The organism is Streptomyces sp. NBC_01275 (genome assembly GCF_026340655.1).
Taxonomy (GTDB): domain Bacteria; phylum Actinomycetota; class Actinomycetes; order Streptomycetales; family Streptomycetaceae; genus Streptomyces.
Genome location: NZ_JAPEOZ010000001.1, coordinates 2,255,726 through 2,281,263, shown reverse-complemented (window position 1 = coordinate 2,281,263; position 25,538 = coordinate 2,255,726). Strand labels below are relative to the sequence as shown.

Genomic DNA, 25,538 nt, shown 5'->3' with positions numbered 1-25,538 from the left:
CCCGAATCATCCTCCTGGTGGGGCCGGTTGTGTGGCTTCCAGGAGTTCGGCGAGTTCCACCAGATCGGTGTCGGTGAGGCGGGGGAGCGCGCAGCCGGAGAGGGTGCGGCAGGCGTCGCGCCAGGCGGCGGGGATCGCCGCGCCGCCGCCCAGCGCACCGGTCAGAGCGCCCGCCAGGGCGGGGGCCGAGTCCGCGACCCGGGAGAGACAGGCCGCCGCCGGCACCGCCTCGCCGATACGGCCGCCGGAGGCGAGGGTCAGGGCGAGGGCGACCGGGACCGTCTCGGCGGCGGCGATGCCGTAGCTGTAGACGTGGTCGACGATCTGGTGCTCCAGCAGGGGGACCAGGGCGAAGGCGCTCTCGGCGTCCCGGGCCAGCTTCAGCGCGTGACGGGCGTTGCGGCCGATCTCGGTGTGCTCGGGGAGTTCGGCCAGCGCCGCCGTCACACAGGCCTCGGCGTCCGCGCCGACCAGGGCCAGCGCGAGCGCCGCCGCCATCGCCCGCGCGCCGTGCACGCCGTCGCCGTCCTGGGTGTAGCGGGCGTCGAACTCGGCGAGTTCCGCCGCGAGTCGGGCGTCGCCGGGGTGGGCGACGGCGAGCACACAGGCGCGTACGCAGGCGGCGTCGTCGAAGTAGTGGGGGTTGTCGTGGCCGGTGGCGGGCGGACGCAGACCGGCGACGAGGTTGCCCAGGCCGGCCCGGACGGAGATGCGGGCGCGCAGAGGGAGGACCGCCGACTCGACCTCGGGGGCGCGGTCGGCTGCCGCCGCGACCTCGCTGGCGATCGCGTTCCAGGTGAGATCGATGGCGGCGCGCATACGGCGCTCTCGGCTGAGGTCGCCGAGGGCGGCGTCGTCTCCGGCGCGCAGGACCGCCTCCGCGGCGAAGGCCGCCCACTCGGCGTCGTCGGAGGGGCCCAGGCGGAGGGGCTCGGGGGGTTGGTTGAGGGCGATCGGGACGGGGAGGGTGGTCGTCGCGTTGTGCTCGGCGAAGGTGTCCAGCTCGCGAGTGAGGCGGCGGGTCCACTCGGGCATGCGGGCGGCTCGGTGACGGGCGGCGGGCCAGCCGGCGGCGTCGCCTGCGGCGAGGCCCAGCAGGAGGCCCTCGATGCGGGATCCCTGCGGGGGCTGGGCGGGTCCTACGGCCTCGGCTGCGCCTTCGGCCGGACGGTGATTCCCACCCGCACCGCCCGTGCGGCTTTCGCCGTCGGGTGCGGGTGGCCCCTGTGGGGCGTCCCCGCCGCCGGCGGCCGCTGGTGCGTTCGGCTTCGCCGTGGGCGTCGGTGCGGCGGTCGTCGGAGCCTTGGGTTGTGCCGTAGGTGTCGGTTCGAAGGGCGTCGGTGCGTTCGGCTTCGCCGTGGGTGTCGGTTCGGTGGGTGACGTCGTGTCCGTCGTCGGGGTCGGGGCGCCTGCCCCCGTCCCCTCGTCCCAGGGGCCCGGTGGTCTCATGAGCGCACTCCCGGGTCGGTGTCCGCTGTCAGGGCGGGCAGGTCGCCCGGTACGAAGCCGGTCGCTCCCCATCTGCCGCCCTCGCCCGGTACCAGCAGTTCGGCCACGTCCAGGATGTGGTGGCCTGCCATGGAGGGGAGGCAGCTGCCGCGGGCCGGGCCGATGGCGGCCGCCCACTGGGGCGGGATCGCGGAGACGCCCCGGGTCGCGCCGGCCAGTGCGCCCGCCACCGCGGCCGTGGTGTCGGCGTCGCGGCCCATGTTCACGGCGGTGAGGACGGCCTCCGAGAAGTCGCCGTCGGCTGCCGCGTACGCGCCGAAGGCGAGGGCGACGGCCTCCGGGGCGAGGTCGGTCCAGGGGTAGCCGCCGATGACGACGGCGGAGCGGACCGCTCGTTCGCCGCGGTGGGCCACCGCCACCGCGCGGCGCAGCGAGCGGGCCGTCCAGGAGTCGTCGGGGACCACGGCCAGGGCGGAGGCGACGACGGCGATGGTGGACGCGCCCGCCATCGCCGCGGCCACGCCCGCGGCGACCGCCTGGCCGCCGTAGATGCCCTCGCCGTCGTGGCTCACCGAGCCGTCGATCGCGACCAGGCGGGCGGCTTCCGCGGGCCGGCCCGCCGCGAACACGCCGAAGGGGGCCGCCCGCATGGCCAGGCCGTCGCTCCAGGCGTGCCGGTGCTGCGCCGAGATGGGGGCGGCCAGGCCCCGGCGGAGGTTCTCCAGGGTGCCGCGTTCGCTGAAGCCCGCGCCGCGGAAGGGGCCCTCGTCGCGGTCGGCGATCCAGTGGTGCCAGGCCGCCTCCACATGGGCCGGGGTGAGCGCGGAGCCGTGGCGGGCCAGCAGCAGGCCCGAGAAGATCGCGTACTCCGTGTCGTCCGTGCCGGCCGGGGTGTCGGCGACATAGCCGGTGATACGGCCCCAGCGGGCGCGGATCTCCGAGGGCTTCAGGTTCTCGGCCGGGGCTCCGAGGGCGTCTCCGACGGCGAGGCCGAGCAGGGCGCCGCGGGCCCGTTCGCGCAGTGCGGCGGCGTCCCCCGGCGCCGGAACCGAGGGGATGCAGGCGATCGATGCCATACGCGGCCTCTCCTCCGGGGGTGCCGCACGGGGCGCGGAACCCTTTGCGGATGTGTCCCACCGTCGGCGGTTGACCTGAGCCTCGGAAGCCTCCATGTCACCCGGTCGACATCTGTGCGGGATACCGATCGAATGAGCGATCGAGGGTAAAGGCGCAGGTTAGCCCAGGCTTTCCTAGCTGGCGGGAGGGAGGGGTGGGGCGTATCTTCGGTGCTGTCGAAAAGTGGAAACAGTCCAAACTTAGCTTTGCCTAAGCTTTCTGATGCTCCCTGGGGGACCGTGATGGCCATCATCGAGACCGAGGCGTCGCTGCACGAGGCGCACCGCGACAACCACACCCACCGGGACGTGACCGGCGGCTGGCTGCGCCCCGCCGTGTTCGGCGCGATGGACGGCCTGGTCTCCAACCTCGCCCTGATGACCGGCGTCGCCGGCGGATCCGTGGGGCAGCAGGCCGTCGTCCTGACCGGGCTCGCGGGGCTCGCCGCGGGCGCCTTCTCGATGGCCGCCGGCGAGTACACCTCCGTCGCCTCGCAGCGCGAGCTCGTCGAGGCCGAGCTGGAGGTGGAGCGGCGGGAGCTGCGCAAGCACCCGCAGGACGAGGAGGCCGAGCTCGCCGCGCTGTACGAGGCGCGGGGCGTCGAGCCCGCGCTGGCCCGGCAGGTCGCCCGGCAGCTGTCGATCGATCCCGAGCAGGCGCTGGAGATCCACGCCCGCGAGGAGCTGGGCATCGACCCGTCCGACCTGCCCTCGCCGCTGGTCGCCGCCGTCTCCAGCTTCGGCGCCTTCGCGCTGGGCGCCCTGCTGCCCGTGCTGCCGTATCTGCTCGGGGCGACCTCGCTGTGGCCGGCCGTGCTGCTGGCGCTCTTCGGGCTGTTCGGCTGCGGGGCCGTGGTGGCCCGGGTGACCGCGCGGACCTGGTGGTTCAGCGGGCTGAGGCAGCTCGCGCTCGGCGGTGCGGCGGCCGGTGTGACGTACGCCCTGGGCATGGTGTTCGGTACGGCCGTAGGATAGAGCGGATGCTACTTATGCGTTGGGCCGCATAAGTAGTCGTTACCGACTGGTTTCGAGTGCTTAACCAGTGGGCATGAGCCGTAAGCGCTGTGGGCAATGACGCCTACGGCGCACTCGCGGGGTGGGCGACGACGCCCCCTCTGCCCCTTCGGACCGACGGACACCGATCTGTCCCAGTCGGTCCCCACATACTTCAAGCCATGTGCGCGGTACCCCCGACGCGAGCACATGGCGTCCGCATGTTGGAACGGAGTATCCGGTTCCCGAGAACCGCTCCATCATGTAACCTGCACGAAATTTTGCACTTACGCAGAGGGCCAACGTCGTCCCTTCGCAAGCAATCAATTGCCACTGAGACGACGACGGGAGAGCCGATGCGTACGCCGCGCCAGCCGTCCCAGCATTCCGCGAATGGCCAGAACTGGTCCTTCATGGATGCTCGCCCTGCTGCGCAGGGTATGTACGACCCCCGCAACGAGCACGACGCCTGTGGCGTCGGCTTCGTGGCGAACCTCACCGGCGAGGCGAGCCACACGCTGGTCGAGCAGGCGCTCACCGTTCTGCGCAATCTCGAACACCGCGGCGCCACCGGCTCCGAGCCGGACTCCGGCGACGGCGCGGGCATCCTGACCCAGGTCCCGGACGCCTTCTTCCGCGAGGTGACCGAGTTCGAGCTGCCCGAGGCCGGCGCCTACGCCGTCGGCATCGCCTTCCTCCCCGAGGACGGCATCCAGGACGCCGTCTCGCAGATCGAGACGATCGCCGCCGAGGAGGACCTCACCGTCCTCGGCTGGCGCGAGGTTCCGGTCGCGCCCCAGCTCCTCGGCGCCACCGCCCGCTCGACGATGCCCGCCTTCCGCCAGGTCTTCGTCGCCGACAGCGGCTCGAAGGGCATCGACCTCGACCGCAAGGCCTTCGTGCTGCGCAAGCGCGCCGAACGCCAGGCCGGCGTCTACTTCCCCTCGCTGTCCGCGCGGACCATCGTCTACAAGGGCATGCTGACCACCGGCCAGCTCGAGCCCTTCTTCCCGGACCTGTCCGACCGCCGCTACGCCTCGGCCGTGTCGCTCGTCCACTCGCGCTTCTCGACGAACACCTTCCCGTCGTGGCCGCTCGCCCACCCGTACCGCTTCGTCGCCCACAACGGTGAGATCAACACCGTCAAGGGCAACCGCAACTGGATGGTCGCCCGCGAGTCGCAGCTGGTGTCGAACCTGTTCGGGCAGGACGAGAAGGCCATCGAGCGCGTCTTCCCCGTCTGTACGCCGGACGCCTCCGACTCGGCGTCCTTCGACGAGGTCCTCGAACTGCTCCACCTCGGCGGCCGCTCGCTCCCGCACTCCGTGCTGATGATGATCCCGGAGGCGTGGGAGAACCACGACACCATGGACCCGGCCCGGCGCGCCTTCTACCAGTTCCACTCCACGATGATGGAGCCCTGGGACGGCCCGGCCTGCGTCACCTTCACCGACGGCGTCCAGGTCGGCGCGGTCCTCGACCGCAACGGTCTGCGCCCCGGCCGCTACTGGGTCACCGACGAGGGCCTCGTCGTCCTCGGCTCCGAGGTCGGCGTCCTCGACATCGACCCCGCGAAGGTCGTCCGCAAGGGCCGCCTCCAGCCCGGCAAGATGTTCCTCGTCGACACCGCCGAGCACCGCATCATCGAGGACGACGAGATCAAGGCCCAGCTCGCCGCCGAGAAGCCGTACGCCGAGTGGCTCGAGGCCGGCGAGATCGAGCTCTCCGACCTGCCCGAGCGCGAGCACATCGTCCACACCCACGCCTCCGTCACCCGCCGCCAGCAGACCTTCGGCTACACCGAGGAAGAGCTGCGCGTCATCCTCGCGCCGATGGCCAAGACCGCCGGCGAGCCCCTCGGCTCCATGGGCACGGACTCGCCGATCGCCGCGCTCTCCGCGCGCCCGCGGCTGCTCTTCGACTACTTCACCCAGCTGTTCGCGCAGGTCACCAACCCGCCGCTGGACGCCATCCGGGAAGAGCTGGTCACCAGCCTGCGCTCCTGCCTCGGCCCGCAGGGCAACCTGCTGGAGCCGAGCGCCGCCTCCTGCCGTACGGTCACCCTGCCGTTCCCGGTGATCGACAACGACGAGCTGGCCAAGCTCATCCACATCAACGCCGACGGCGACATGCCCGGCTTCAAGGCCGCGACCCTCTCCGGCCTGTACCGGGTGCACGGCGGCGGCGACGCCCTCGCCGCGCGCCTCGCCGAGATCTGCGCCGAGGCCGACGCCGCCATCGACAACGGCGCCCGCCTCATCGTCCTGTCGGACCGCCACTCCGACGCCGAGCACGCGCCGATCCCCTCGCTGCTGCTCACCGCGGCCGTCCACCACCACCTCATCCGCACCAAGCAGCGCACCCAGGTGGGCCTGCTGGTCGAGGCCGGCGACGTCCGCGAGGTCCACCACGTGGCCCTGCTGATCGGCTTCGGCGCGGCGGCCGTCAACCCGTACCTGGCGATGGAGTCGGTCGAGGACCTGCTGCGCGCGGGCACCTTCCTCAACGGCCTCGAGCCCGAGCAGGCGATCCGCAACCTGATCTACGCGCTCGGCAAGGGCGTCCTGAAGGTCATGTCCAAGATGGGCATCTCCACCGTGGCCTCCTACCGCGGCGCCCAGGTCTTCGAGGCGGTCGGCCTCGACGAGCAGTTCGTCTCCACGTACTTCAGCGGCACGGCCACCAAGATCGGCGGTGTCGGCATCGACGTCGTCGCCAAGGAGGTCGCCGCCCGCCACGCCAAGGCCTACCCGGCCAGCGGCATCGCGCCGGCCCACCGCGCCCTGGAGATAGGCGGCGAGTACCAGTGGCGCCGTGAGGGCGAGCCGCACCTGTTCGACCCGGAGACGGTCTTCCGTCTCCAGCACTCGACGCGCGCCAACCGCTTCGACATCTTCAAGAAGTACACGGACCGGGTGAACGAGCAGTCCGAGCGGCTGATGACGCTCCGCGGCCTGTTCGGTTTCAAGAGCGACCGTGAGCCGATCTCCGTCGACGAGGTCGAGCCGGTCTCCGAGATCGTCAAGCGCTTCTCCACCGGCGCCATGTCGTACGGCTCGATCTCCCTCGAGGCGCACGAGACCCTCGCCATCGCCATGAACCAGCTGGGCGCCAAGTCCAACACCGGCGAGGGCGGCGAGGACCCGGACCGTCTCTACGACCCGGCCCGGCGAAGCGCCATCAAGCAGGTCGCCTCCGGCCGCTTCGGCGTGACCTCCGAGTACCTGGTCAACGCGGACGACATCCAGATCAAGATGGCCCAGGGCGCCAAGCCCGGCGAGGGCGGCCAGCTGCCCGGCCACAAGGTCTACCCGTGGGTCGCCAAGACGCGTCACTCGACCCCGGGCGTCGGTCTCATCTCCCCGCCGCCGCACCACGACATCTACTCCATCGAGGACCTGGCTCAGCTGATCCACGACCTCAAGAACGCCAACCCGCAGGCCCGCATCCACGTGAAGCTGGTCTCCGAGGTCGGCGTCGGCACGGTCGCCGCGGGCGTCTCCAAGGCCCACGCGGACGTCGTGCTGATCTCCGGCCACGACGGCGGCACCGGCGCCTCGCCGCTGACGTCCCTCAAGCACGCGGGCGGCCCCTGGGAGCTCGGTCTCGCCGAGACCCAGCAGACCCTGCTGCTCAACGGCCTGCGCGACCGCATCGTCGTGCAGACCGACGGCCAGCTGAAGACCGGCCGCGATGTGATCATCGCCGCGCTGCTCGGCGCCGAGGAGTTCGGTTTCGCGACCGCGCCGCTCGTCGTCTCCGGCTGCGTCATGATGCGCGTCTGCCACCTGGACACCTGCCCCGTGGGCATCGCCACCCAGAACCCGGTGCTGCGCGACCGCTTCTCCGGCAAGGCCGAGTACGTCGTGAACTTCTTCAAGTTCATCGCCGAAGAAGTCCGCGAGCTGCTGGCCGAGCTCGGCTTCCGCTCGATCGAGGAGGCCGTCGGCCACGCCGAGGTCCTCGACGTCGAGCGCGCCGTCGACCACTGGAAGGCCCAGGGCCTGGACCTGGCCCCGCTGTTCTACGTGCCCGAGCTGCCCGAGGGCGCCGCCCTGCACCAGGTCGTCGCACAGGACCACGGCCTGCAGAAGGCGCTAGACAACGAGCTGATCAAGCTCGCCGCCGACGCGCTCGCCGCGGACTCCGCGACCGACGCCCAGCCGGTGCGCGCCCAGGTCTCCATCCGCAACATCAACCGCACGGTCGGCACCATGCTCGGCCACGAGGTGACGAAGAAGTTCGGCGGTGCGGGCCTGCCCGAGAACACCATCGACATCACCTTCACGGGCTCCGCCGGCCAGTCCTTCGGCGCCTTCCTGCCGCGCGGCGTCACGCTGCGCCTGGAGGGCGACGCCAACGACTACGTCGGCAAGGGCCTCTCCGGCGGCCGGGTCGTCGTCCGCCCCGACCGGGGCGCCGACCACCTCGCCGAGTTCTCCACGATCGCGGGCAACACCATCGCCTACGGCGCGACCGGCGGCGAGCTGTTCCTGCGCGGCCGCACCGGCGAGCGGTTCTGCGTCCGCAACTCCGGCGCGACGGTCGTCTCCGAGGGCGTGGGCGACCACGGCTGCGAGTACATGACCGGCGGTCACGCGGTGGTCCTCGGCGAGACGGGCCGCAACTTCGCGGCCGGCATGTCCGGCGGCATCGCGTACGTCATCGACCTCGACCGCGACAACGTCAACGTCGGCAACCTCGACGCGATCGAGGCCCTCGACGACACGGACAAGCAGTGGCTGCACGACGTGGTGCGCCGCCACGCCGAGGAGACCGCCTCGACGGTCGCCGAGAAGCTGCTCGCCGACTGGGACGTCTCCGTGGAGCGCTTCAGCAAGATCATCCCCAGCACGTACAAGGCAGTGCTCGCCGCCAAGGACGCCGCCGAGCAGGCGGGACTCTCCGAGTCCGAGATCACCGAGAAGATGATGGAGGCGGCGATCAATGGCTGACCCGAAGGGCTTTCTGAACCACGGGCGCGAGGTCGCCAAGTCCCGTCCCGTCGACGTGCGTCTGAAGGACTGGAACGAGGTCTACGTCCCGGGCTCGCTGCTGCCGATCATCAGCAAGCAGGCCGGCCGGTGCATGGACTGCGGCATCCCGTTCTGTCACAACGGCTGTCCGCTGGGGAACCTGATCCCCGAGTGGAACGACTTCGCCTACCGCGAGGACTGGACGGCGGCCTCCGAGCGCCTGCACGCCACGAACAACTTCCCGGAGTTCACGGGCCGCCTGTGCCCCGCTCCGTGCGAGTCGGCGTGTGTGCTGGGCATCAACCAGCCGGCCGTCACCATCAAGAACGTCGAGGTCTCGATCATCGACAAGGCGTGGGAGACCGGCGACGTCGCCCCGCAGGCCCCGGAGCGCCTGTCCGGCAAGACCGTCGCGGTCATCGGCTCGGGCCCGGCGGGCCTGGCCGCCGCCCAGCAGCTCACCCGGGCCGGCCACACCGTCGCCGTCTACGAGCGCGCGGACCGCATCGGAGGCCTCCTCCGCTACGGCATCCCCGAGTTCAAGATGGAGAAGCGGCACATCAACCGCCGTATCGAGCAGATGCGCGCGGAGGGCACCCGCTTCCGTACGGGCATCGAGATCGGCCGCGACCTCAAGGCGACCGACCTGAAGAAGCGCTACGACGCGATCGTCATCGCCGCCGGCGCCACCACCGCCCGTGACCTCCCGGTCCCCGGTCGTGAGCTCAAGGGCGTCCACCAGGCGATGGAGTACCTGCCGCTGGCCAACAAGGTCCAGGAGGGCGACTTCGTGGCGCCCCCGATCTCGGCCGAGGGCAAGCACGTCGTGGTCATCGGCGGCGGCGACACCGGCGCGGACTGCGTGGGCACCGCCCACCGTCAGGGCGCGGCCTCCGTCACCCAGCTGGAGATCATGCCGAGGCCCGGCGAGGAGCGGAACCCGGGTCAGCCCTGGCCGACCTTCCCGATGCTCTACAAGGTCACCAGCGCGCACGAGGAGGGCGGCGAGCGGGTCTACTCCGTCTCCACCACCCACTTCGAGGGCGACGAGGACGGCAACGTCCAGTGGCTGCACCTCAGCGAGGTCGAGTTCATCGACGGCCGCCTGACCCCGAAGCCGGGCACGGAGCGCAAGATCCCCGCCCAGCTGGTCACGCTGGCGATGGGCTTCACGGGCACCGACCAGGACAACGGCCTCGTCTCGCAGTTCGGCCTGGACCTCGACGAGCGCGGCAACGTCGCCCGCGACGCCGACTTCCAGACCAACGTCCCCGGCGTGTACGTCGCCGGCGACGCCGGCCGCGGCCAGTCCCTGATCGTGTGGGCGATCGCGGAGGGCCGCTCGGCCGCCCGCGGCGTCGACCGCTTCCTGACCGGCGCCAGCGAACTCCCGGCCCCGATCCGCCCGACGGACCGCTCCCTGATGGTCTGACGGCCCGAGGGAGAACCCCTCACCAAGACGTCCCGCACAAAGGCGTGCGGAACACTACGCGGCGCCTGCCTCGTCCCCGACCGGACCGGCAGGCGCCGCGGCATGTCCGCCGTGCCTACGGCACCTCGTACGTCTCCCCGTACATCTGCCAGCGCAGCGGGGTGCGCAGGCCGAGGTTGCCGTCGTGCAGGAAGCGGCGCTGGGCGGTGTCGACGCGGGAGGTGTCGACGCCGGGGTGCCGGGTCAGCATGGCGCGGCGGCGGACGTCGAGGAAGACGTCGAGGTACGTGCGCTCGTCGCCGCCCTGTGCGGGTGTGCGGGCCTGTTGCATCGCCCGGGCCCGGATGCCGTCGAAGCTGGTCGGGCCGGTGCCGGGGCCGTGGAAGACCAGGGCGTCGTAGTAGGCGAACTGGCCGAGCGCGCCCAGACCGTCGGCGCGGCCCCGGCGTACCGCGGGGTCGAAGTAGACCCGGTCGCGTTCGGCGTCCTGGGCGGCGCGGAAGGCCGGCGCCCTGGACTCCGTACGCCAGGCCGCCGGGAAGCCGGGGTCCAGGCCCGCGTGCGAGGCGGTGCCGTCGACGCGGCGCAACGCGGGCAGGTAGGGAGCGAGCGCGTTGTCCGGATGGGCGCGTGTGTAGCGCTCCACCAGGGCGAGCAGGTCATGGGTGCCGGTGCAGAAGCCGATCAGGCCCGCGGTGTAGCCCTGGCCGTCGCCGATGTCCTCCACGTACCCGTACGCGCTGCGCCAGTTCAGGGTGCCGTTCTCGGCGCTCGCCACGATCTGCTGGGCCAGTTCCTTCTGCGCGGGGGCGGCCAGGCCGGGCGGGGTCGCCTGGACGCTGGGGGCGGGCTGGGCCGGGGCGAGCAGGTACACCGTCGACGCGACGGCGGCGCAGACCAGGGCGGCGGCACGGTTCATGCCGGACACCCTAGGGCCGGAATATCGTGTTCCTTGTCATTCCGTCCCTAATGGGCCGCGCTCGTCGGTGTGTTGGGCATGGCAGGGTGGGGCCATGGTCGCGATCAGTCTCACCAAGGTCCAGGAGACCGCTCCCGCGCTGGTCGACTTGTACAAGAGCGCCGGGGTCTCCCTCACGAAACACGGTCTGGACGGGCAGCGGGCCGCCGTCTATCTCGTGGTCGACTACTCGGGGTCGATGAAGCCGTACTACCAGGACGGCAGCGTGCAGGCGCTCGCGGACCGGGTGCTCGGGCTGTCCGCCCATCTCGACGACGACGGCCGCGTCCCGGTCGTCTTCTTCTCCACCGACGTCGACGCGGTCACCGACATCGCCCTCGCCGACCATCGGGGGCGGGTGGAGAAGATCGTGGCCGGACTCGGGCACATGGGCAAGACCAGCTACCACCTGGCCATGGACGCCGTCATCGACCACTACCTCGACAGCGGCTCGAAGGACCCCGCGCTCGTGGTGTTCCAGACCGACGGGGGCCCGATCAACAAGCTCGCCGCCGAGCGCTATCTGTGCAAGGCGGCCAAGCTGCCGCTGTTCTGGCAGTTCATCGGCTTCGGCGACCGGGGCAGCAGACAGTTCGACTTCCTGCGCAAGCTCGACGAACTGCCCGTGCCGGGAAAGCGGGCCGTCGACAACGCCGGCTTCTTCCACGCCGGTTCGGACCCGCGCAAGGTGTCGGACGGAGAGCTGTACGACCGGCTGGTGGCCGATTTCCCGCAGTGGCTCACGGCCGCACGGGCGGCGGGAATCGTACGGTCGTAGGCGGTCGTACGGTCGTCGGGGGTCGTACGGTCGTGAAGGCGGCGGAGGCGAGTGCCAGGGCGGCGAAGCGTTCTCCGATCAGGCGGTGGGTGGCGGCGTCCGGGTGGAGGCCGTCGGGGAGGGGCAGTTCGGTCCAGTCGGCCTCGTTGTAGAGGGCGCGGCCGTCGAGGTGGTGCAGGTTCGGGTCGTCGGCGGCGCGCTGTTCGACGATCCGGGCCAGTTCGGCGCGGATGACGCGCAGGGTCAGTTTCCCGGTCGCGACCTCCGCCGGGTCGCCCATGGCCTGGAACAGCGGCCCTCCGTCGGCGATCGCGTCGAGGTCGAGGGCGGTGGGGCCGGGCGTGTCCTCGTGCATGGGGCAGAGGATCGGCGAGACGACCAGCAGGGGTGTGCTCGGGTGGCCTTCGCGGACGGTGTCGAGGAAGCCGTGGACGGCGGGGGCGAAGGCGCGCAGCCGCATCAGGTCGGTGTTGACCAGGTTGATTCCGATCTTGACGCTGATCAGGTCGGCGGGGGTGTCGCGCAGGGCGCGGGCGGTGAACGGGTCGAGCAGGGCGCTGCCGGCCAGCCCCAGGTTGATCAGCTCCACGCCGCCGAGGGAGGCGGCCAGGGCGGGCCAGATGGCGGTGGGGCTCGCGGCGTCGGAGCCGTGGCTGATCGAGCTGCCGTGGTGCAGCCATGTCGGGCGGCCCCGGTCCGGCACGGGTTCGACGGGGGCGTCGGTGCGCAGGGCGAGAAGCTCGGTGGTCTCGTTGTGCGGGAGCCAGATCTCGACGTCCTTGACGGCGCCCGGGAGGCCGGTGAAGCGGAGGGTGCCGGGCGGTCCTGACTCCGTTCGGCTGGTTCCCGCGGCCATGTCGACGGTCAGGGTGGCGCCGCCCGTGACGCTGGCCCGGCCGGCCGGGCGGCCGTCGACGACCAGGTCGTACACGCCGTCCGGGCGGGGCGGCGCACCGACGTAGACCCGCTTGGTGGGCAGGGTGTCCAGTTCGACGGCGGTGGCGCGGGTGCGGAAGACCAGGCGTACGCCCGAGGGCTGGGACTCGGCCATGGCGAGCTGTGGGTCGGTGCACTGGGCACGCGCGCGTGCGGGCAGCCGGTGCGGCAGCAGGCCGTGTTCGGTGCGCTCCAGGTCGAGGGCGCCGCGCAGCAGGCCCGCGGTGATGGGCGTGGTGATCCAGCCGGACCCGGACCCGGACTCGGGCGCGCGGCTCATGCGGCGGGCCAGGTGCGCAGCAGGGCGTCGAGGGCGTCGAGGATCCGGGTCCAGGTCTCCTGGGTGTCGGGGGCGCTGTGGCTGAAGCCGCCGCCCAGCTCCAGGGTGACGTAGCCGTGGAAGACGCTGCCCAGCAGCCGGACCGCGTGGGTCTGGTCGGGTTCCGTCAGGTCGTAGCCGCGCAGGATCGCCCGGGTCATCCGGGCGTGCCGGACGCCCGCGCTCGCGGCCGCCGTCTCCGGGTCGAGTCGCAGTTGGGCGGCAGCGTAGCGGCCGGGGTGCTCGCGGGCGTAGTCGCGGTAGACGTTCGCCAGGGCGGTCAGGGCGTCCTTGGCGGCCCGGCCGGCCACGGCTTCGGCGGCCCGGTCGGCGAGCTCCTCCAGGGCGAGGAGGGCGATCCGGGTCCTGAGGTCCTGGGAGTTCTTCACATGCGAGTACAGACTCGCGACCTTGACGTCGAACCGCCGGGCCAGCGCCGAGACGGTCACCTCGTCGAAGCCGACCTCGTCGGCCAGTTCCGCGCCCGCCCGTGTCAGACGTTCCGTGGTCAGCCCCACGCGCACCATCGCCGTCCCCTCCTTCGCTTCCTTCGCTTCCTTCGCTTCATTCGCCGTCATCTCGTTCACCTGAAGCGATTATGCATTTGCCTAAAAGGTTTAGGCAAATTAGCCTCACCCTCGTGAAGCCGCTGACCGAGCAGGAGATCCGTGCCGCCTTCGTGAACTGCACCAAGGGCGAGGCGAAGCGCCTGACCGTCCCGCGCGATCTGGCCGACCGGCCCTGGGGCGACCTGGACTACCTCGGCTGGCGCGACCCCCAGGCCCCCGACCGGGCCTACCTCGCCGTCGAGCTGGACGGCGGCCCGAAGGCGCTCGTCCTGCGTGCCTCCGCCGCAGCCGTCGGGCAGGCGCGGCGCAGCATGTGCTCGATGTGCCTGACCACCCACTCCGGCGGCGTCTGCCTGATGGTCGCGCCGAAGGCGGGCCGGGCCGGACAGCAGGGCAACTCGGTGGGCGCCTACCTGTGCGCGGACCTCGCCTGCTCGCTCTACGTGCGCGGCAGGCGCGACGCGGGCATCGGGGCCCGACTGCCCGAGACCATCACCCTGGAGGAGAAGATCCGGCGGACCGTCGCCAACCTCGCCGCCTTCGTCGCCAAGGTGACCGCCTGAGGGCGACCGCGGTCAGGCCCCGAGCGCGTCCGCCCTGCACTCGTCCGGCGTGCCCCACGCCGTGCGCAGGGCGCGGGCCTTGGTCAGCCAGAGCGAGAGGTCGTACTCGGCCGTGTAGCCGATCGCGCCGTGCAGTTGAAGCGCCGTCCGGGCCGTCGCGTACGCCGCCTCGCAGGCGCTCACCTTGGCCGCGGCCACATCCGCCGGCGTCATCGTCACGGCGGCCCCCAGGACCAGCGGCCGGGCGAACTCCAGGGCGATCCTCGCGTCCGCCAGCCGATGCTTGACCGCCTGGAACGAGCCGACCGGCGCGCCGAACTGCGTGCGCTGCCCGACGTACGCCACCGTCCGCTCCAGCAGCGCCAGTCCGACCCCGAGGGCCTGTGCGGCGGTGGCCAGCCGGGCCCAGAGCAGGGCCTCCCGCACGGGCGGGCGGACGGCGAGCAGTTCACCGCCCGGCCGGAGCCGCGCGAGCCGCCGCGCCGGGTCCAGGGAGGGACGTGTCGCCTCGTGCCCGGGGGCGAGACGCAGACCGTCGGGGGCCAGCGACAGTCGTACGTCCGCCAGATCGCCGTCGAGCGCGTACGACCCCTCGTACGCCACCGTCGCCATCGACTCGCCGCAGGCCAGCGCGGGCAACAGCCGCTTCGCCGGGCCCGGTTCACGGACCAGGGCCGCCGCGGTCACCGTCTCCACCAGCGGCCCGGGCACCGCGTGCCGCCCCAACTCCACGAAGGCCAGCGCGAGTTCCACAGGGCGCGGCCCGAGTCCCTCGTACGCCTCCGGCACCGCCAGCGCGAACACGCCCGCGTCGGCGAGCCGGGACCACAGTGCACGCCCGCTCGTGTGCTCGCCGCGGCTCCACTCCCGTATCGCCTTCGGGGTGTCGGCGGCCGTCAGCATCGCGTCCAGGGAGTCGGCGAACGCCCGCTGCTCGGCGTCGAGGAGGAAGCGCATCAGCGGCGTCCCTTCGGCAGGCCGAGCAGGCGCTCGGCGACGATGTCGCGCTGGATCTCGTTCGTCCCCGCGTAGATCGGGCCGGCCAGGGAGAAGACGTACCGCTCCGCCCAGTCGGTGTCCGCCCGCTCGCCCTCCTCGCCGAGCAGGTCGAGCGCCGTCTCGTGCAGCGCGATGTCGAGCTCCGACCAGAAGACCTTGTTCAGGCTGGACTCCGGGCCGAGCCGCTCGCCGGCCAGGAAGCGGGAGGCGGCCGCGTAGGTGAACAGCTGGTAGGCGCGGGCGCCGATGACCGCGTCGGCCACGCGGCTGCGCGTCTGCGGGGGGCTGCCCCGCTCCTGCCAGAGGGTGCGCAGGCGGTCGGCGGCCGCCAGGAAACGGCCGGGGGAGCGCAGGGTGAGACCGCGCTCGTTGGCCGCCGTCGACATCGCGATCCGCCAGCCCGCGCCGGGCTCCCCGATCAGGTCCTCGTCCGGCACGAACACCTCGTCCAGGAACAGCTCGGCGAACGCCGGCTTCCCGTCGAGGCGGCCGATCGGACGGACCGTGACCCCCGGGGCGCGCAGGTCGAACATCAGATAGCTCAGCCCCTGATGCGCCTTGGGCGCGTCGGGGTCCGTGCGGAACAGGCCGAAGGCGCGGTCGGCGAAGGCCGCGCGGGAGGACCAGGTCTTCTGACCGCTCAAGCGCCAGCCGCCCGCCGCGCGCACCGCCCTGGAGCGCAGGGACGCCAGATCCGAACCGGCCTCCGGCTCCGACCAGGCCTGCGCCCACACGGTCTCGCCGGCGGCCATCGGCGGCAGGACCCGGGCGCACTGCTCCGGCGTGCCGTGGTCGAGGAGGGTCGGGGCGAGCAGGCTGATCCCGTTCTGATTGACGCGTCCGGGCGCGTCGGCCGCCCAGTACTCCTCCTCGAAGACCAGCCAGCGGATCAGACCGCAGTCCCGGCCGCCGTACTCCGTCGGCCAGTTCACCGCCGACCAGCGGTCCGCGGCCAGTTCGGCCTCCCACGCGCGGTGCGCCGCGAAGCCCTCGGCCGTCTCCAGGGAAGGCAGCGGCTCGGGCGGCACATGCGCGGCGAGCCAGGCGCGCGCCTCGGCGCGGAAGGCGTCCTCGGCCTGTGTGACGGCGAGATCCATCGTGGCCATCCTTCCCTAACAAGTGTTTGGTAGGTTAGCGTGACCCTATGACAGGCGTCGAGAGTCCGGCATACGAGCCCGGACACGGGCTGCTGAAGGGCCGCACCGCCGTCGTCACCGCGGCGGCCGGCGCGGGAATCGGCGGGGCGACCGCCCGCCGCTTCCTGGAGGAGGGCGCGCGCGTGCTGATCAGCGACGCGCACACCCGCCGGCTCAAGTCGTCCGAGGCGGAGCTGGCCGAGGAGTTCGGCGCGGCGTCGGTGTCCGCGCTGCCCTGCGACGTCACCGACGAGACCCAGATACAGGCCTTGTTCGACACGGCGGTGCGCGAGCACGGCCGACTGGACGTCGTCGTCAACAACGCGGGCCTCGGCGGGACCGCGCCCCTCGTGGACATGACCGACGAACAGTGGGACAGAGTCCTGGACGTCACGTTGAACGGCACGTTCCGATGCACCCGCGCCGCCCTGCGGCACATGCGCCGGACCGGCGGCGGCGTCATCGTCAACAACGCCTCCGTCGTCGGCTGGCGCGCCCAGGCCGGACAGGCGCACTACGCCGCCGCGAAGGCGGGCGTGATGGCCCTGACCCGGTGCGCGGCGATCGAGGCCGCCGCCTACGGGGTGCGGGTCAACGCCGTCGCGCCGAGCCTCGCCATGCATCCGCACCTGGCGAAGGTCACCACCCCCGAACTGCTGGAGGAACTCACCGCGCGCGAGGCCTTCGGACGGTACGCCGAGCCCTGGGAGGTGGCCAACGTGATCGTGTTCCTGGCCTCCGGCTACTCCTCGTACATGACCGGCGAGGTCGTCGCCGTCAGCAGCCAGCACGCCTAGGACCACAATGTGTTCGTGCCGACCAAGAAGAAGCCCCAGGTGACCGCCGCCCCCGCGCGTCGCGGCGAGTTGCTCAACACCGCAGCCGAGGTGTTCGCCGAACAGGGCTACAACGCCACCACCGTGCGCAAGATCGCCGACCACGCGGGCATGCTCGCGGGCAGCCTCTACTACCACTTCGACTCCAAGGAGTCGATGCTGGAGGAGATCCTGCGCACCTTCCTCGACGAGCTGTGGGACGGCTACGACACCGTCCTGGCCGCCGGGACGGGCCCCCGCGAGACCCTGGAAGCCCTGGTCACCGAGTCGTTCCGGGAGATCGACCGGCACCGCGCCGCCGTCGCGATCTATCAGAAGGAGAGCAAGCAACTGGTCGCGCAGGAACGGTTCGCGTTCCTCGCCGAGTCGCAGCGCAGGTTCGAGAAGGCGTGGCTCTCCACGCTGGAACGCGGGGTCGAGGGCCGGGTCTTCCGGGCCGACCTCGACGTCCGTCTCGCCTACCGGTTCGTCCGCGACACCGTCTGGGTCGCCGCCTCCTGGTACCGGCCCGGCGGACAGCACAGCCCCGAGGAGATCGCCCGGCAGTACCTGTCGATGGTGCTGGACGGGATCGCCGTACGCACGTAAACCACTGGGGAGTCGCCATGGCCGAGGCCTATATCGTCGAAGCGGTCCGTACGCCCGTAGGGCGGCGCAGGGGAGGGCTCGCCGGGGTGCACCCGGCGGATCTCGGCGCGCACGTGCTGAAGGAACTTCTCGCGCGCGCGGGCGTCGACCCGGCGGCCGTCGAGGACGTCGTCTTCGGCTGCCTGGACACGGTCGGGCCGCAGGCCGGGGACATCGCCCGGACGTGCTGGCTGGCCGCCGGACTGCCCGAGGAGGTGCCGGGCGTGACCGTCGACCGCCAGTGCGGGTCCTCGCAGCAGGCCGTGCACTTCGCCGCGCAGGCCGTCCTGTCCGGCACCCAGGACCTGGTCGTCGCGGGCGGCGTGCAGAACATGTCGCAGATCCCGATCGCCTTCGCCACCCGCCAGGCCGCCGAGCCGCTCGGCTTCACCCAGGGCCCCTTCGCCGGCAGCGAGGGCTGGCGCGCCCGCTACGGCGACCGGCCCGTGAACCAGTTCGCCGGCGCCGAGATGATCGCCGCCAAGTGGGGCGTCAGCAGGCAGGACCAGGAGGAGTTCGCCCTGCGCTCCCACCAGCGCGCGATACGGGCGATCGACGAAGGGCGGTTCGCGCGGGAGACCGTCGCCTACGGCGAGGTCACGGCCGACGAAGGGCCGCGCCGGGACACCTCGCTGGAGAAGATGGCCGCACTGAAGCCCGTCATCGACGGCGGCACCGTCACCGCCGCCTGCTCCTCGCAGGTCTCCGACGGAGCGGCGGCCATGCTGCTGGCCTCGGAGCAAGCCGTGCGCGAGCACGGGCTGACGCCCCGCGCGCGCGTGCACCACCTCTCCGTGCGCGGCGAGGACCCCATCCGCATGCTGACCGCCCCGATCCCCGCCACCGCCCACGCCCTGAAGAAGACCGGCCTCACCATCGACGCCATGGACCTCGTCGAGATCAACGAGGCTTTCGCCCCCGTCGTCCTGGCCTGGCTGAAGGAGACCGGCGCGGACCCGGACAAGGTCAACGTCAACGGCGGCGCCATCGCCCTCGGCCACCCCCTCGGCGCGACGGGCGTCAAACTGATGACGACCCTCCTGCACGAACTGGAGCGCACGGGCGGCCGCTTCGGACTCCAGACGATGTGCGAGGGCGGGGGGCAGGCGAACGTGACGATCATCGAGAGGCTCTGAGGCCTTTCAACGAGAGGCTCTGAGGCCTTTCAAAGGGAGTGGGCGAGCCGTTCCCGGATCTCCTCCGCCTCCTTCGTGATCCGCTCCACCAGCTCCGCGCACGACGGCAGGTCGTCGATCACCCCGGCGACCTGCCCGGAGGCCATCACGCCGAGATCCGTACGGCCGTCCACCATCGCCGACTTCAGCAGCATGGGTGTGTTGGCGGCGAGCAGGACCTGGCTCCAGGACAGCTCCTTGCCGTGCTTCATGGCCAGACCGTCGCGGACCAGCTGCGGCCAGGTGAGACCGGAGAGCTTGCGGAAGCCGGCCGCCCGGCGGACCGCGTGCAGGACTCTTCGCGCCCGGCCGGAGTGCTCCAGGGCGGCCACCAGATCCGTGCGCAGCATGCGGTGCGGGAGGCCGTCCACCGCCCGGGTGACCGTGACGTCCCGGACCGTCGCCGCCAGATAGCGGGCCTTCACCGCCTCCGGCACCGTCGAGTCCGAGGTCAGCAGGAACCGCGTCCCCAGGGCGACCCCCGCCGCGCCGTACGCCAGCGCCGCGACCAGCCCCCGTCCGTCGAAGAAGCCGCCCGCCGCCACGACCGGGATGTCCACCGCGTCCACCACCTGCGGCAGCAGCACGGTCGTCGCCACCTCGCCGGTGTGCCCGCCGCCCTCCCCGCCCTGCACGATCACCGCGTCCGCCCCCCACGCGGCGACCTTCTCGGCGTGCCGTCGCGCGCCGACGGAGGGGATCACGACGACCCCGGCCTCCTTCAGCTCCGCGATCAGCTCCGGGGACGGCGCCAGCGCGAACGACGCGACCCGCACGCCCTCGTCGACGATGATCCGCACCCTGTCGCCCGCGTCCGCCGCGTCGGCCCGCAGATTCACCCCGAACGGCGCGTCCGTACGGGACCTCACCTCACGGACCGCCTCCCGCAGCCCGTCCACGGTCATCGTCGCCGAACCCAGGACGCCCAGCGCCCCCGCGTTCGCCACCGCCGACACCAGACGCGGACCGGCCACCCAGCCCATCCCGGTCTGCACGATCGGGTGCCGGACCCCGACCAGCCGGGTCAGCGCGGTCTCCATCAGGCCCTCGTCCCCTCCGGCACCTCACGCGCGCGGCTGTTCCCCGGATCGATCACCTCGCGGATCAACCGCAGCTCCTCGCCGGTCGGTTCACGGGTGTACGGCACCTCGTCCGGGACCGCCAGGTCGAACCCCGTCGCCTCCCGGACCTGCTCCACCGTCACCCCCGGATGCACCGAGGCCAGCCGCATCGCGTGGTCGGGTGTGGCGAAGTCGAAGACGCCCAGGTCGGAGACGACCCGGGGGATGCGGTGGAAGCGGGCCGTGCCGGGATGCTCGGCGAGCCGGTCGTACCCCACCCCGCACACCAGGTCCGCCTTCTCCACGAACACCCGCCGGGAGTGTCTGGGGATCCAGTAACTCGTCGGGTTGTTGAGCGTGTTGACCGGCGCCCCGCGCACCCCGAGCAGCTGCCGCGCCGGCTTCGCCCAGTCGCCGATGCAGGAGATGTTCTGGTTGCCGTACCGGTCGATCTGGCTCGCGCCCATCATCACGTGCCGTCGGCCGCCGGTGACCATGTCCAGGTGCTTGCGGTACGGCAGCCAGCCCTCGGCGGTGCCGTCCGGGCGGACGATCGTCGCCTCGCCGTCGGTGAGCAGCAGGTCCGGCGCGAACGTGAGCCGGGCCAGCCGGGCGCCGACGGAGGGGACCGCGCCCATCGGGCTCGCCAGGATCTCGCCCGCACCGCGCCAGGCCTCGGCGCAGGCCACGACGCAGTACTCGGCACGGGTGACCTCGCTCATGACTCCCCCTCGACCGCTGCCAGATAGCCCGCCGCGAACTGTGGCCACGGCGTGGTCGCGTACCGCTTCTGCCACGCCTCGTCCCGGCCGTAGTCGGGGGCGCAGGACGTGAAGTGCGCGCCGCCGGGGGCCTCCACGACACCCGTCACCACATGCCGCTTGACCAGCAAGGTCTGCGGGGCGGCCTCCTTCGTCAACTCGGCCGTGTCGACGAGCCGTTCGCAGGACATGTACGCCGTGTCCGCCGCCTCGCAGAACAGGTCGTCGAAGTACGGGTCCGGGCCCAGATACTGCCCGTTGCCCAGCCGGTCGGCCCGGTTGACGTGCACCAGCGCCGCGTCGAGCCGCAGGGCCGGCATCGCGACGAACGTCTCCCCGTCCTCGTACGGCGAAGTCACCGTCCGCAGGCCGGGGTTGACCCGCATCACGTCCGAGCCGACGCCCGCCCTGACCGGCAGGAAGGGCAGCCGGTTCGCGGCCGCGCGCAGTCCCCACATGAACATCGCCTCGTCGACCTCCGTCAGCTCGAACGCCCCGCGTTCGCGGGCCGCGCGGTAGTGCGGTTCGAGCGGGATCGAGTCGAGCGTGACGAAGGCCGCGACCAGCCTGCGGATCCGGCCGGCCGCCGCGAGCATCCCGACGTCCGGGCCGCCGTACGACACGACGGTGAGGTCCGTGACCTCCGACCGGAGCAGCGCCCGTACCAGGGCCATCGGCTTACGGCGTGAGCCCCAGCCGCCGATGCCGAGGGTCATGCCGCTGTGCAGCCGGGAGACGACCTCGTCGGCCGTCATCGTCTTGTCGCCCATCTACGCCCCCTCCTTCCCGAAACCGTCTCGAACCCGGTCGGCCACCCCGCTGACGCTCGCCTCGTAGGTGAAGCCCTGCTCGAAGCGGTAACTGCGGCGCACGTCCACCGGGTCGATGCCGTTGATGGCCGCCTTGGCCAGCCGCAGCAGCTCCCCGTCCTTCGCGGCGATCTCCCGCGCCAGCTCCAGCGCGGCGGCGTCCACCTCCGCGCGCGGCACCACCCGCCACACCGAGCCGTGCGCGTGCAGCTCCGCCGCCGTGACAGTGCGCGAGGTGAAGTACAGGGCGCGCATCAGATGCTGGGGGACCAGCCGGGCCAGGTGGGTCGCCGCGCCCAGCGCGCCCCGGTCCAGCTCGGGCAGCCCGAACACCGCGTCCTCGCTCGCCACGATCACGTCCGCGTTCCCCACGAGCCCGACGCCCCCGCCCAGACAGAAGCCCCGCACCGCCGCCACCACCGGGACCTCGCACTCGTACACCGCCGCGAACGCCTCGAAGCAGCCCCGGTTGGCGCCGACGAGCGCGCCCGGGCCCTGCGCCTGCAACTCCTTGATGTCCACGCCCGCGTTGAAGCCCCGCCCCTCGGCCGCGAGCACCACGCACCGCACCTGCGGGTCCCGGCCCGCCGCGCGCACCGCGTCGGCCAGCGCGAACCAGCCGCTCACCGGCAGCGCGTTGACGGGCGGGACGTCAACCGTGACAAGAGAAATCCCCTTTTCGGGGGACGAGGTGGAGACACCCATGGAAGCATCAGCTACCTTTCCACCAAACGTTTGTTAGGTGAAAGGTAGCAGCGAATGGAGCTGGACGGGAAGGTCGCCGTCGTCACCGGCGGCACCCGGGGCGTGGGCGCCGGCATCGCGCGCTCCCTCGCCCGCGCGGGCGCCGAGGTCCTGGTCTGCGCCCGCCGACCGCCCGAAGTCCCGGCGACGGACACCGAGTTCGTCCCGCTGGACGTACGGGACGCCGACGCCGTACGCCGGCTCTTCGTCGACCTGCCCCGGCTCGACGTCCTGGTCAACAACGCGGGCGGCGCGCCGTACCGCAGACTCGCCGACGCGGAGTCCGAGCGCCACGTGCGCGTGATCGAGCTCAACCTCCTCGCCCCCCTCGCCGTCTCCCTCGCCGCCTACGACCACCTCAGACGCGCCCAGGGATCGGTCGTGATGATCGGCAGCGTCAGCGGCAGCCGCCCCTCGCCCGGATCGGCGGCCTACGGCGCGGCCAAGGCCGGTCTGGAGAACCTGGCCCGCTCGATGGCCGTGGAATGGGCGCCGGAGGTCCGCGTCAACACCCTCGTCGTCGGCATGGTCCGCACCGAGCTGGCCCATCTCCACTACGGCGGCGAGGACGGCGTCGAGGCCGTCGCCCGCACCGTCCCCCTCGGCCGCCTCGCCCAGCCCGCCGACATCGGCGCGGCGGCCGTCTTCCTCGCCTCCGACGCGGCCGCCTACATCACCGGAGCGAGCCTGCTCGTGCACGGCGGCGGCGAACGGCCCGCCTTCCTCGACGCCGCGACCGCCAACAAGGAGCCGTGAGATGACAGGAGCTGTGACGTGACAGGAGCTGTGACGTGACAGGAGCTGTGACGTGACAGGAGCCGTGAGACGACAAGAGCCGTGAGACGACAGAAGCCATGAAATGACAGGAGGCGTGAGATGAGCGGAATCTGCGACGGCCGGGTCGTCGTCGTCACCGGCGCCGGACGCGGGCTCGGCCGGGCCCACGCCCTCGCCTTCGCCGCCGAGGGCGCCCGGGTCGTCGTCAACGACCTCGGCGTCGGACTCGACGGCACACCAGGACCCGACAGCCCCGCCGGGCAGGTCGCGGCCGAGATCCGCGCGTCCGGCGGCGAGGCGGTCGCCCACGGCGGCGACATCGCCACCCCCGAGGGCGCCGCCTCCCTCGTGACGACCGCCCTGGAGACGTACGGCCGCCTCGACACCCTCGTCAACAACGCCGGCTTCCTGCGCGACCGGATGCTCGTCAACCTCGACGAGGACGACTGGGACGCCGTCGTACGCGTCCACCTCAAAGGCCACTTCCTGCCCCTGAAGCACGCCGCCGCGCACTGGCGGGCCGAGGCCAGGGCAGGCCGAACTCCGGTCGCCCGGATCGTCGACACCAGCAGCGGGGCCGGGCTGCTCGGCTCGGTCGGACAGGGCAACTACAGCGCCGCCAAGGCCGGGATCATCGCCCTGACGCTCGTCGCCGCCGCCGAACTCGCCCGCTACGGCGTCCAGGCCAACGCGATCGCGCCCGCCGCCCGCACCCGGATGACGGAACGGACCTTCGCCGAGACCATGGCGGCCCCCGACACCGGCTTCGACGCCATGGCCCCGGACAACGTCTCCCCCCTCGTCGTCTGGCTCGGCTCCGCCGCGAGCACGGGCGTCACCGGGCGCGTCTTCGAGGCCGAGGGCGGACGGATCACCGTCATGGAGGGCTGGCGGCCCGGCCCCACCGCCGACAAGGGCGCCCGCTGGAGCCCGACGGAGGCGGGAGAGGCCGTACAGAAGCTGCTGACGCAGGCGAAGCCGCCGGGGGCGGTGTACGGAGCCCAGGGGTAGAGGCCCCCCGAGGGAGGCCCCCCGAGAGAGGCTCCCCGAGAGGGACTCCCAGGCGTGAGCGGCCAGGGCGGACGGGGTTCCTAGGTGTCGCACTCCAGGACCGTCCGGCACAGGCCGCACCGCGCGCGCACCCGCCCCTTCACCGGCACCCGGATCCGCTGGTGGCAGGTGGGGCAGGGGAACGTCACCCGCAGCGGGCCCCTGCCCGGGTCGGGGGCGAAGGCGTACGACGAGTCCGGGGCCGCCGCGCCCGGACGGCGGTCCTGGGCCTGACGGCGGTCGCGGGCGTACCGGCGCCGTCCCGCCCAGCCGGCGGCCGTCAGCGGCGGCTGCCGCTCGTCGGCGCGCGCCCGCTCCAACCCCTTCGCGTACGCCGCGTACGCCTGCGCACTGGTGAACCACACCGACGGATCCTCGCCGAAGACCAGCGACCGCTTCGCCAGCACGTACCCGAACTCCTCCGGCGTCAGATACCCCAGCTTCTGCGAGGAGACCGCGTCCTCCCGGTACGCGTCCAGCAGCAGCCAGCCCGCGCCCAGATACGTCGTCGCCGTGTCCGTCAGGATCTCGTTGTCCCGAGTCCCCGGGAACGACAGATCCAGGCGATGCAGATACACGTGCATGATCTCGTGCGCAAGAGCCGCGCCGATGTCCCGCCGATACCTGCGGAACCGGTCGTTCAGCTCGATGAAGTACTCCGGCCCCGCCGTCAGCTCCACGTTCGCCGCATGCTGCATCTCCCGGAACGCGACCACCATCCGGGCATCCGGCAGCCGATAGTGCCGCACCAGCTCACGGGCCACCCGCTGCGCCCCCAGATGCAGATCGTCGCCGTCGCCGAACGCCACGTCGCCCGGCGCCACACTGGTCGCGAACAGCTGGACGGTGTCGTACGACAACCGCCGGTACAGCGCCGTGACAGCCTCCCGCACCGTCTCCAGATGCGGATACCCGTGCTCGACCGGTCCGCCGTCGGCCACGCCCGCACCCCCAAGACGTCGTGCACCCCAGTACACCCGGTTCCACTGTACGAGGACACCGCGCACTAGGGTGAACGCCCATGACCACCAGCAACACCCCTGGCACGCCCGGCACCGGCGACGTCGACCCCGCCGTCCGCGAGGAGCTCGCCCGGCTGCGGGACAGCATCGACAACATCGACGCGGCGGTCGTGCACATGCTCGCCGAACGCTTCAAGGCCACCCAGCAGGTCGGCCACCTCAAGGCCCGCCACCAGCTGCCGCCCGCCGACCCGGCCCGCGAGGCCCGCCAGATCGCCCGGCTGCGCACCCTCGCCGAGAACGCCAAGCTCGACCCCGCGTTCGCCGAGAAGTTCCTGAACTTCATCATCGGCGAGGTCATCCGCCACCACGAACGCATCGCGGAGGACGCCGTCCGCGACTCCGTCGGCTGATCCCGACAGGCGTCCACGGCGTCCAAGGCCTCTAGGCCTCTACGGCGTCTACGGCGTCTACGGCGTCCATGGCGTCCACGGCGGCTCCGGCGCACAGGAG

23 protein-coding genes are annotated in these 25,538 nt (G+C 72.2%); 11 read left to right on the top strand and 12 right to left on the bottom strand.

The genetic code is table 11. From position 1 onward, the window contains the following. Positions 1–6: 6 nt before the first annotated feature. Together OG562_RS09795 and OG562_RS09790 are read right to left on the bottom strand one after the other, a co-directional pair. The gene (locus OG562_RS09795; protein WP_266395911.1) at positions 7–1,449 is read right to left on the bottom strand and encodes an ADP-ribosylglycohydrolase family protein; all 1,443 of its coding nucleotides are present in this window, start codon (positions 1,447–1,449) and stop codon (positions 7–9) included. Beyond that, positions 1,446–2,525: an ADP-ribosylglycohydrolase family protein gene (locus OG562_RS09790; RefSeq protein WP_266395909.1), complete on the bottom strand. Its 1,080-nt coding sequence runs from the start codon at positions 2,523–2,525 to the stop codon at positions 1,446–1,448. Before OG562_RS09790 ends, OG562_RS09795 begins: the two co-directional genes overlap by 4 nt. 282 nt (positions 2,526–2,807) lie before the next feature. Between OG562_RS09790 and OG562_RS09785 the strand changes: the two genes are divergently transcribed. From OG562_RS09785 to OG562_RS09775, 3 genes are all read left to right on the top strand, one after another. Then, positions 2,808–3,539: a VIT1/CCC1 transporter family protein gene (locus tag OG562_RS09785; protein WP_266395908.1), complete on the top strand. Its 732-nt coding sequence runs from the start codon at positions 2,808–2,810 to the stop codon at positions 3,537–3,539. Between the two features lie 374 nt (positions 3,540–3,913). After that, positions 3,914–8,512 (top strand): glutamate synthase large subunit, encoded by a 4,599-nt coding sequence (gene gltB, locus OG562_RS09780; RefSeq protein WP_266395907.1) that lies wholly within the window; start codon positions 3,914–3,916, stop codon positions 8,510–8,512. Next, the gene (locus OG562_RS09775; RefSeq protein ID WP_266395906.1) at positions 8,505–9,965 is read left to right on the top strand and encodes a glutamate synthase subunit beta; all 1,461 of its coding nucleotides are present in this window, start codon (positions 8,505–8,507) and stop codon (positions 9,963–9,965) included. Before gltB ends, OG562_RS09775 begins: the two co-directional genes overlap by 8 nt. A gap of 115 nt (positions 9,966–10,080) precedes the next feature. On the opposite strand, the gene OG562_RS09770 is transcribed toward OG562_RS09775, so the two are convergent. Then, entirely contained in the window at positions 10,081–10,884 is an 804-nt protein-coding gene (locus OG562_RS09770) for a chitosanase (RefSeq protein ID WP_266395905.1), read from the bottom strand. Positions 10,885–10,978: 94 nt separating this feature from the next. Between OG562_RS09770 and OG562_RS09765 the strand changes: the two genes are divergently transcribed. Then, complete coding sequence (locus OG562_RS09765; RefSeq protein ID WP_266395904.1) at positions 10,979–11,701, top strand: VWA domain-containing protein; 723 nt, start codon at positions 10,979–10,981, stop codon at positions 11,699–11,701. On the opposite strand, the gene OG562_RS09760 is transcribed toward OG562_RS09765, so the two are convergent. Together OG562_RS09760 and OG562_RS09755 are read right to left on the bottom strand one after the other, a co-directional pair. Next, positions 11,664–12,917: a GDSL-type esterase/lipase family protein gene (locus tag OG562_RS09760; RefSeq protein ID WP_266395903.1), complete on the bottom strand. Its 1,254-nt coding sequence runs from the start codon at positions 12,915–12,917 to the stop codon at positions 11,664–11,666. The genes OG562_RS09765 and OG562_RS09760 overlap by 38 nt on opposite strands. Next, positions 12,914–13,483 carry a TetR/AcrR family transcriptional regulator gene (locus OG562_RS09755; protein ID WP_266409140.1) on the bottom strand — a complete coding sequence of 190 codons (570 nt, stop codon included), beginning with the start codon at positions 13,481–13,483 and terminating at the stop codon, positions 12,914–12,916. Before OG562_RS09755 ends, OG562_RS09760 begins: the two co-directional genes overlap by 4 nt. Before the next feature lie 113 nt (positions 13,484–13,596). On the opposite strand from OG562_RS09755, the gene OG562_RS09750 reads away from it, so the two are divergent. Then, the gene (locus OG562_RS09750; RefSeq protein WP_266395902.1) at positions 13,597–14,088 is read left to right on the top strand and encodes an FBP domain-containing protein; all 492 of its coding nucleotides are present in this window, start codon (positions 13,597–13,599) and stop codon (positions 14,086–14,088) included. 12 nt (positions 14,089–14,100) lie between these two features. On the opposite strand, the gene OG562_RS09745 is transcribed toward OG562_RS09750, so the two are convergent. Both OG562_RS09745 and OG562_RS09740 read right to left on the bottom strand, forming a co-directional pair. Then, positions 14,101–15,045 (bottom strand): acyl-CoA dehydrogenase family protein, encoded by a 945-nt coding sequence (locus OG562_RS09745; protein ID WP_266395901.1) that lies wholly within the window; start codon positions 15,043–15,045, stop codon positions 14,101–14,103. Next, entirely contained in the window at positions 15,045–16,184 is a 1,140-nt protein-coding gene (locus OG562_RS09740; protein WP_266395899.1) for an acyl-CoA dehydrogenase family protein, read from the bottom strand. The genes OG562_RS09745 and OG562_RS09740 overlap by 1 nt, the downstream gene beginning before the upstream one ends. Before the next feature lie 47 nt (positions 16,185–16,231). Here OG562_RS09740 and OG562_RS09735 point away from each other — a divergent pair, with 47 nt between their 5' ends. The 3 genes from OG562_RS09735 to OG562_RS09725 are packed head-to-tail and all read left to right on the top strand — an operon-like array spanning position 16,232 to position 18,822. Further along, positions 16,232–17,020 (top strand): SDR family oxidoreductase, encoded by a 789-nt coding sequence (locus tag OG562_RS09735; protein WP_266395897.1) that lies wholly within the window; start codon positions 16,232–16,234, stop codon positions 17,018–17,020. 15 nt (positions 17,021–17,035) lie between these two features. Then, the gene (locus OG562_RS09730; RefSeq protein WP_266395896.1) at positions 17,036–17,647 is read left to right on the top strand and encodes a TetR/AcrR family transcriptional regulator; all 612 of its coding nucleotides are present in this window, start codon (positions 17,036–17,038) and stop codon (positions 17,645–17,647) included. A gap of 17 nt (positions 17,648–17,664) precedes the next feature. Beyond that, a complete protein-coding gene (locus tag OG562_RS09725; protein WP_266395894.1) occupies positions 17,665–18,822 on the top strand; it encodes an acetyl-CoA C-acetyltransferase in 1,158 nt (385 codons plus the stop codon). Between the two features lie 29 nt (positions 18,823–18,851). Here OG562_RS09725 and OG562_RS09720 read toward each other — a convergent pair whose 3' ends face one another. The 4 genes from OG562_RS09720 to OG562_RS09705 are packed head-to-tail and all read right to left on the bottom strand — an operon-like array spanning position 18,852 to position 22,197. Beyond that, the gene (locus tag OG562_RS09720) at positions 18,852–19,901 is read right to left on the bottom strand and encodes a nitronate monooxygenase family protein (protein ID WP_266395892.1); all 1,050 of its coding nucleotides are present in this window, start codon (positions 19,899–19,901) and stop codon (positions 18,852–18,854) included. Beyond that, positions 19,901–20,644, bottom strand: a complete 744-nt coding sequence (locus OG562_RS09715; RefSeq protein ID WP_266395890.1) for a CoA-transferase subunit beta — start codon at positions 20,642–20,644, stop codon at positions 19,901–19,903. The genes OG562_RS09720 and OG562_RS09715 overlap by 1 nt, the downstream gene beginning before the upstream one ends. Further along, entirely contained in the window at positions 20,641–21,453 is an 813-nt protein-coding gene (locus OG562_RS09710) for a CoA transferase subunit A (RefSeq protein WP_266395888.1), read from the bottom strand. Before OG562_RS09710 ends, OG562_RS09715 begins: the two co-directional genes overlap by 4 nt. Further along, on the bottom strand, positions 21,454–22,197 hold the full coding sequence (locus OG562_RS09705; protein WP_266395887.1) for an enoyl-CoA hydratase family protein: 744 nt from the start codon (positions 22,195–22,197) through the stop codon (positions 21,454–21,456). Between the two features lie 54 nt (positions 22,198–22,251). Between OG562_RS09705 and OG562_RS09700 the strand changes: the two genes are divergently transcribed. Both OG562_RS09700 and OG562_RS09695 read left to right on the top strand, forming a co-directional pair. Next, a complete protein-coding gene (locus OG562_RS09700; RefSeq protein ID WP_266395885.1) occupies positions 22,252–22,992 on the top strand; it encodes an SDR family oxidoreductase in 741 nt (246 codons plus the stop codon). Between the two features lie 120 nt (positions 22,993–23,112). Next, positions 23,113–24,024: an SDR family oxidoreductase gene (locus tag OG562_RS09695; RefSeq protein ID WP_266395883.1), complete on the top strand. Its 912-nt coding sequence runs from the start codon at positions 23,113–23,115 to the stop codon at positions 24,022–24,024. An 80-nt stretch (positions 24,025–24,104) separates the two neighbouring features. Here OG562_RS09695 and OG562_RS09690 read toward each other — a convergent pair whose 3' ends face one another. Beyond that, positions 24,105–25,004, bottom strand: a complete 900-nt coding sequence (locus OG562_RS09690) for a hypothetical protein (RefSeq protein ID WP_266395882.1) — start codon at positions 25,002–25,004, stop codon at positions 24,105–24,107. Positions 25,005–25,084: 80 nt separating this feature from the next. Between OG562_RS09690 and OG562_RS09685 the strand changes: the two genes are divergently transcribed. Further along, entirely contained in the window at positions 25,085–25,438 is a 354-nt protein-coding gene (locus tag OG562_RS09685) for a chorismate mutase (protein ID WP_266395881.1), read from the top strand. The last annotated feature ends 100 nt before the right edge of the window (positions 25,439–25,538 follow it).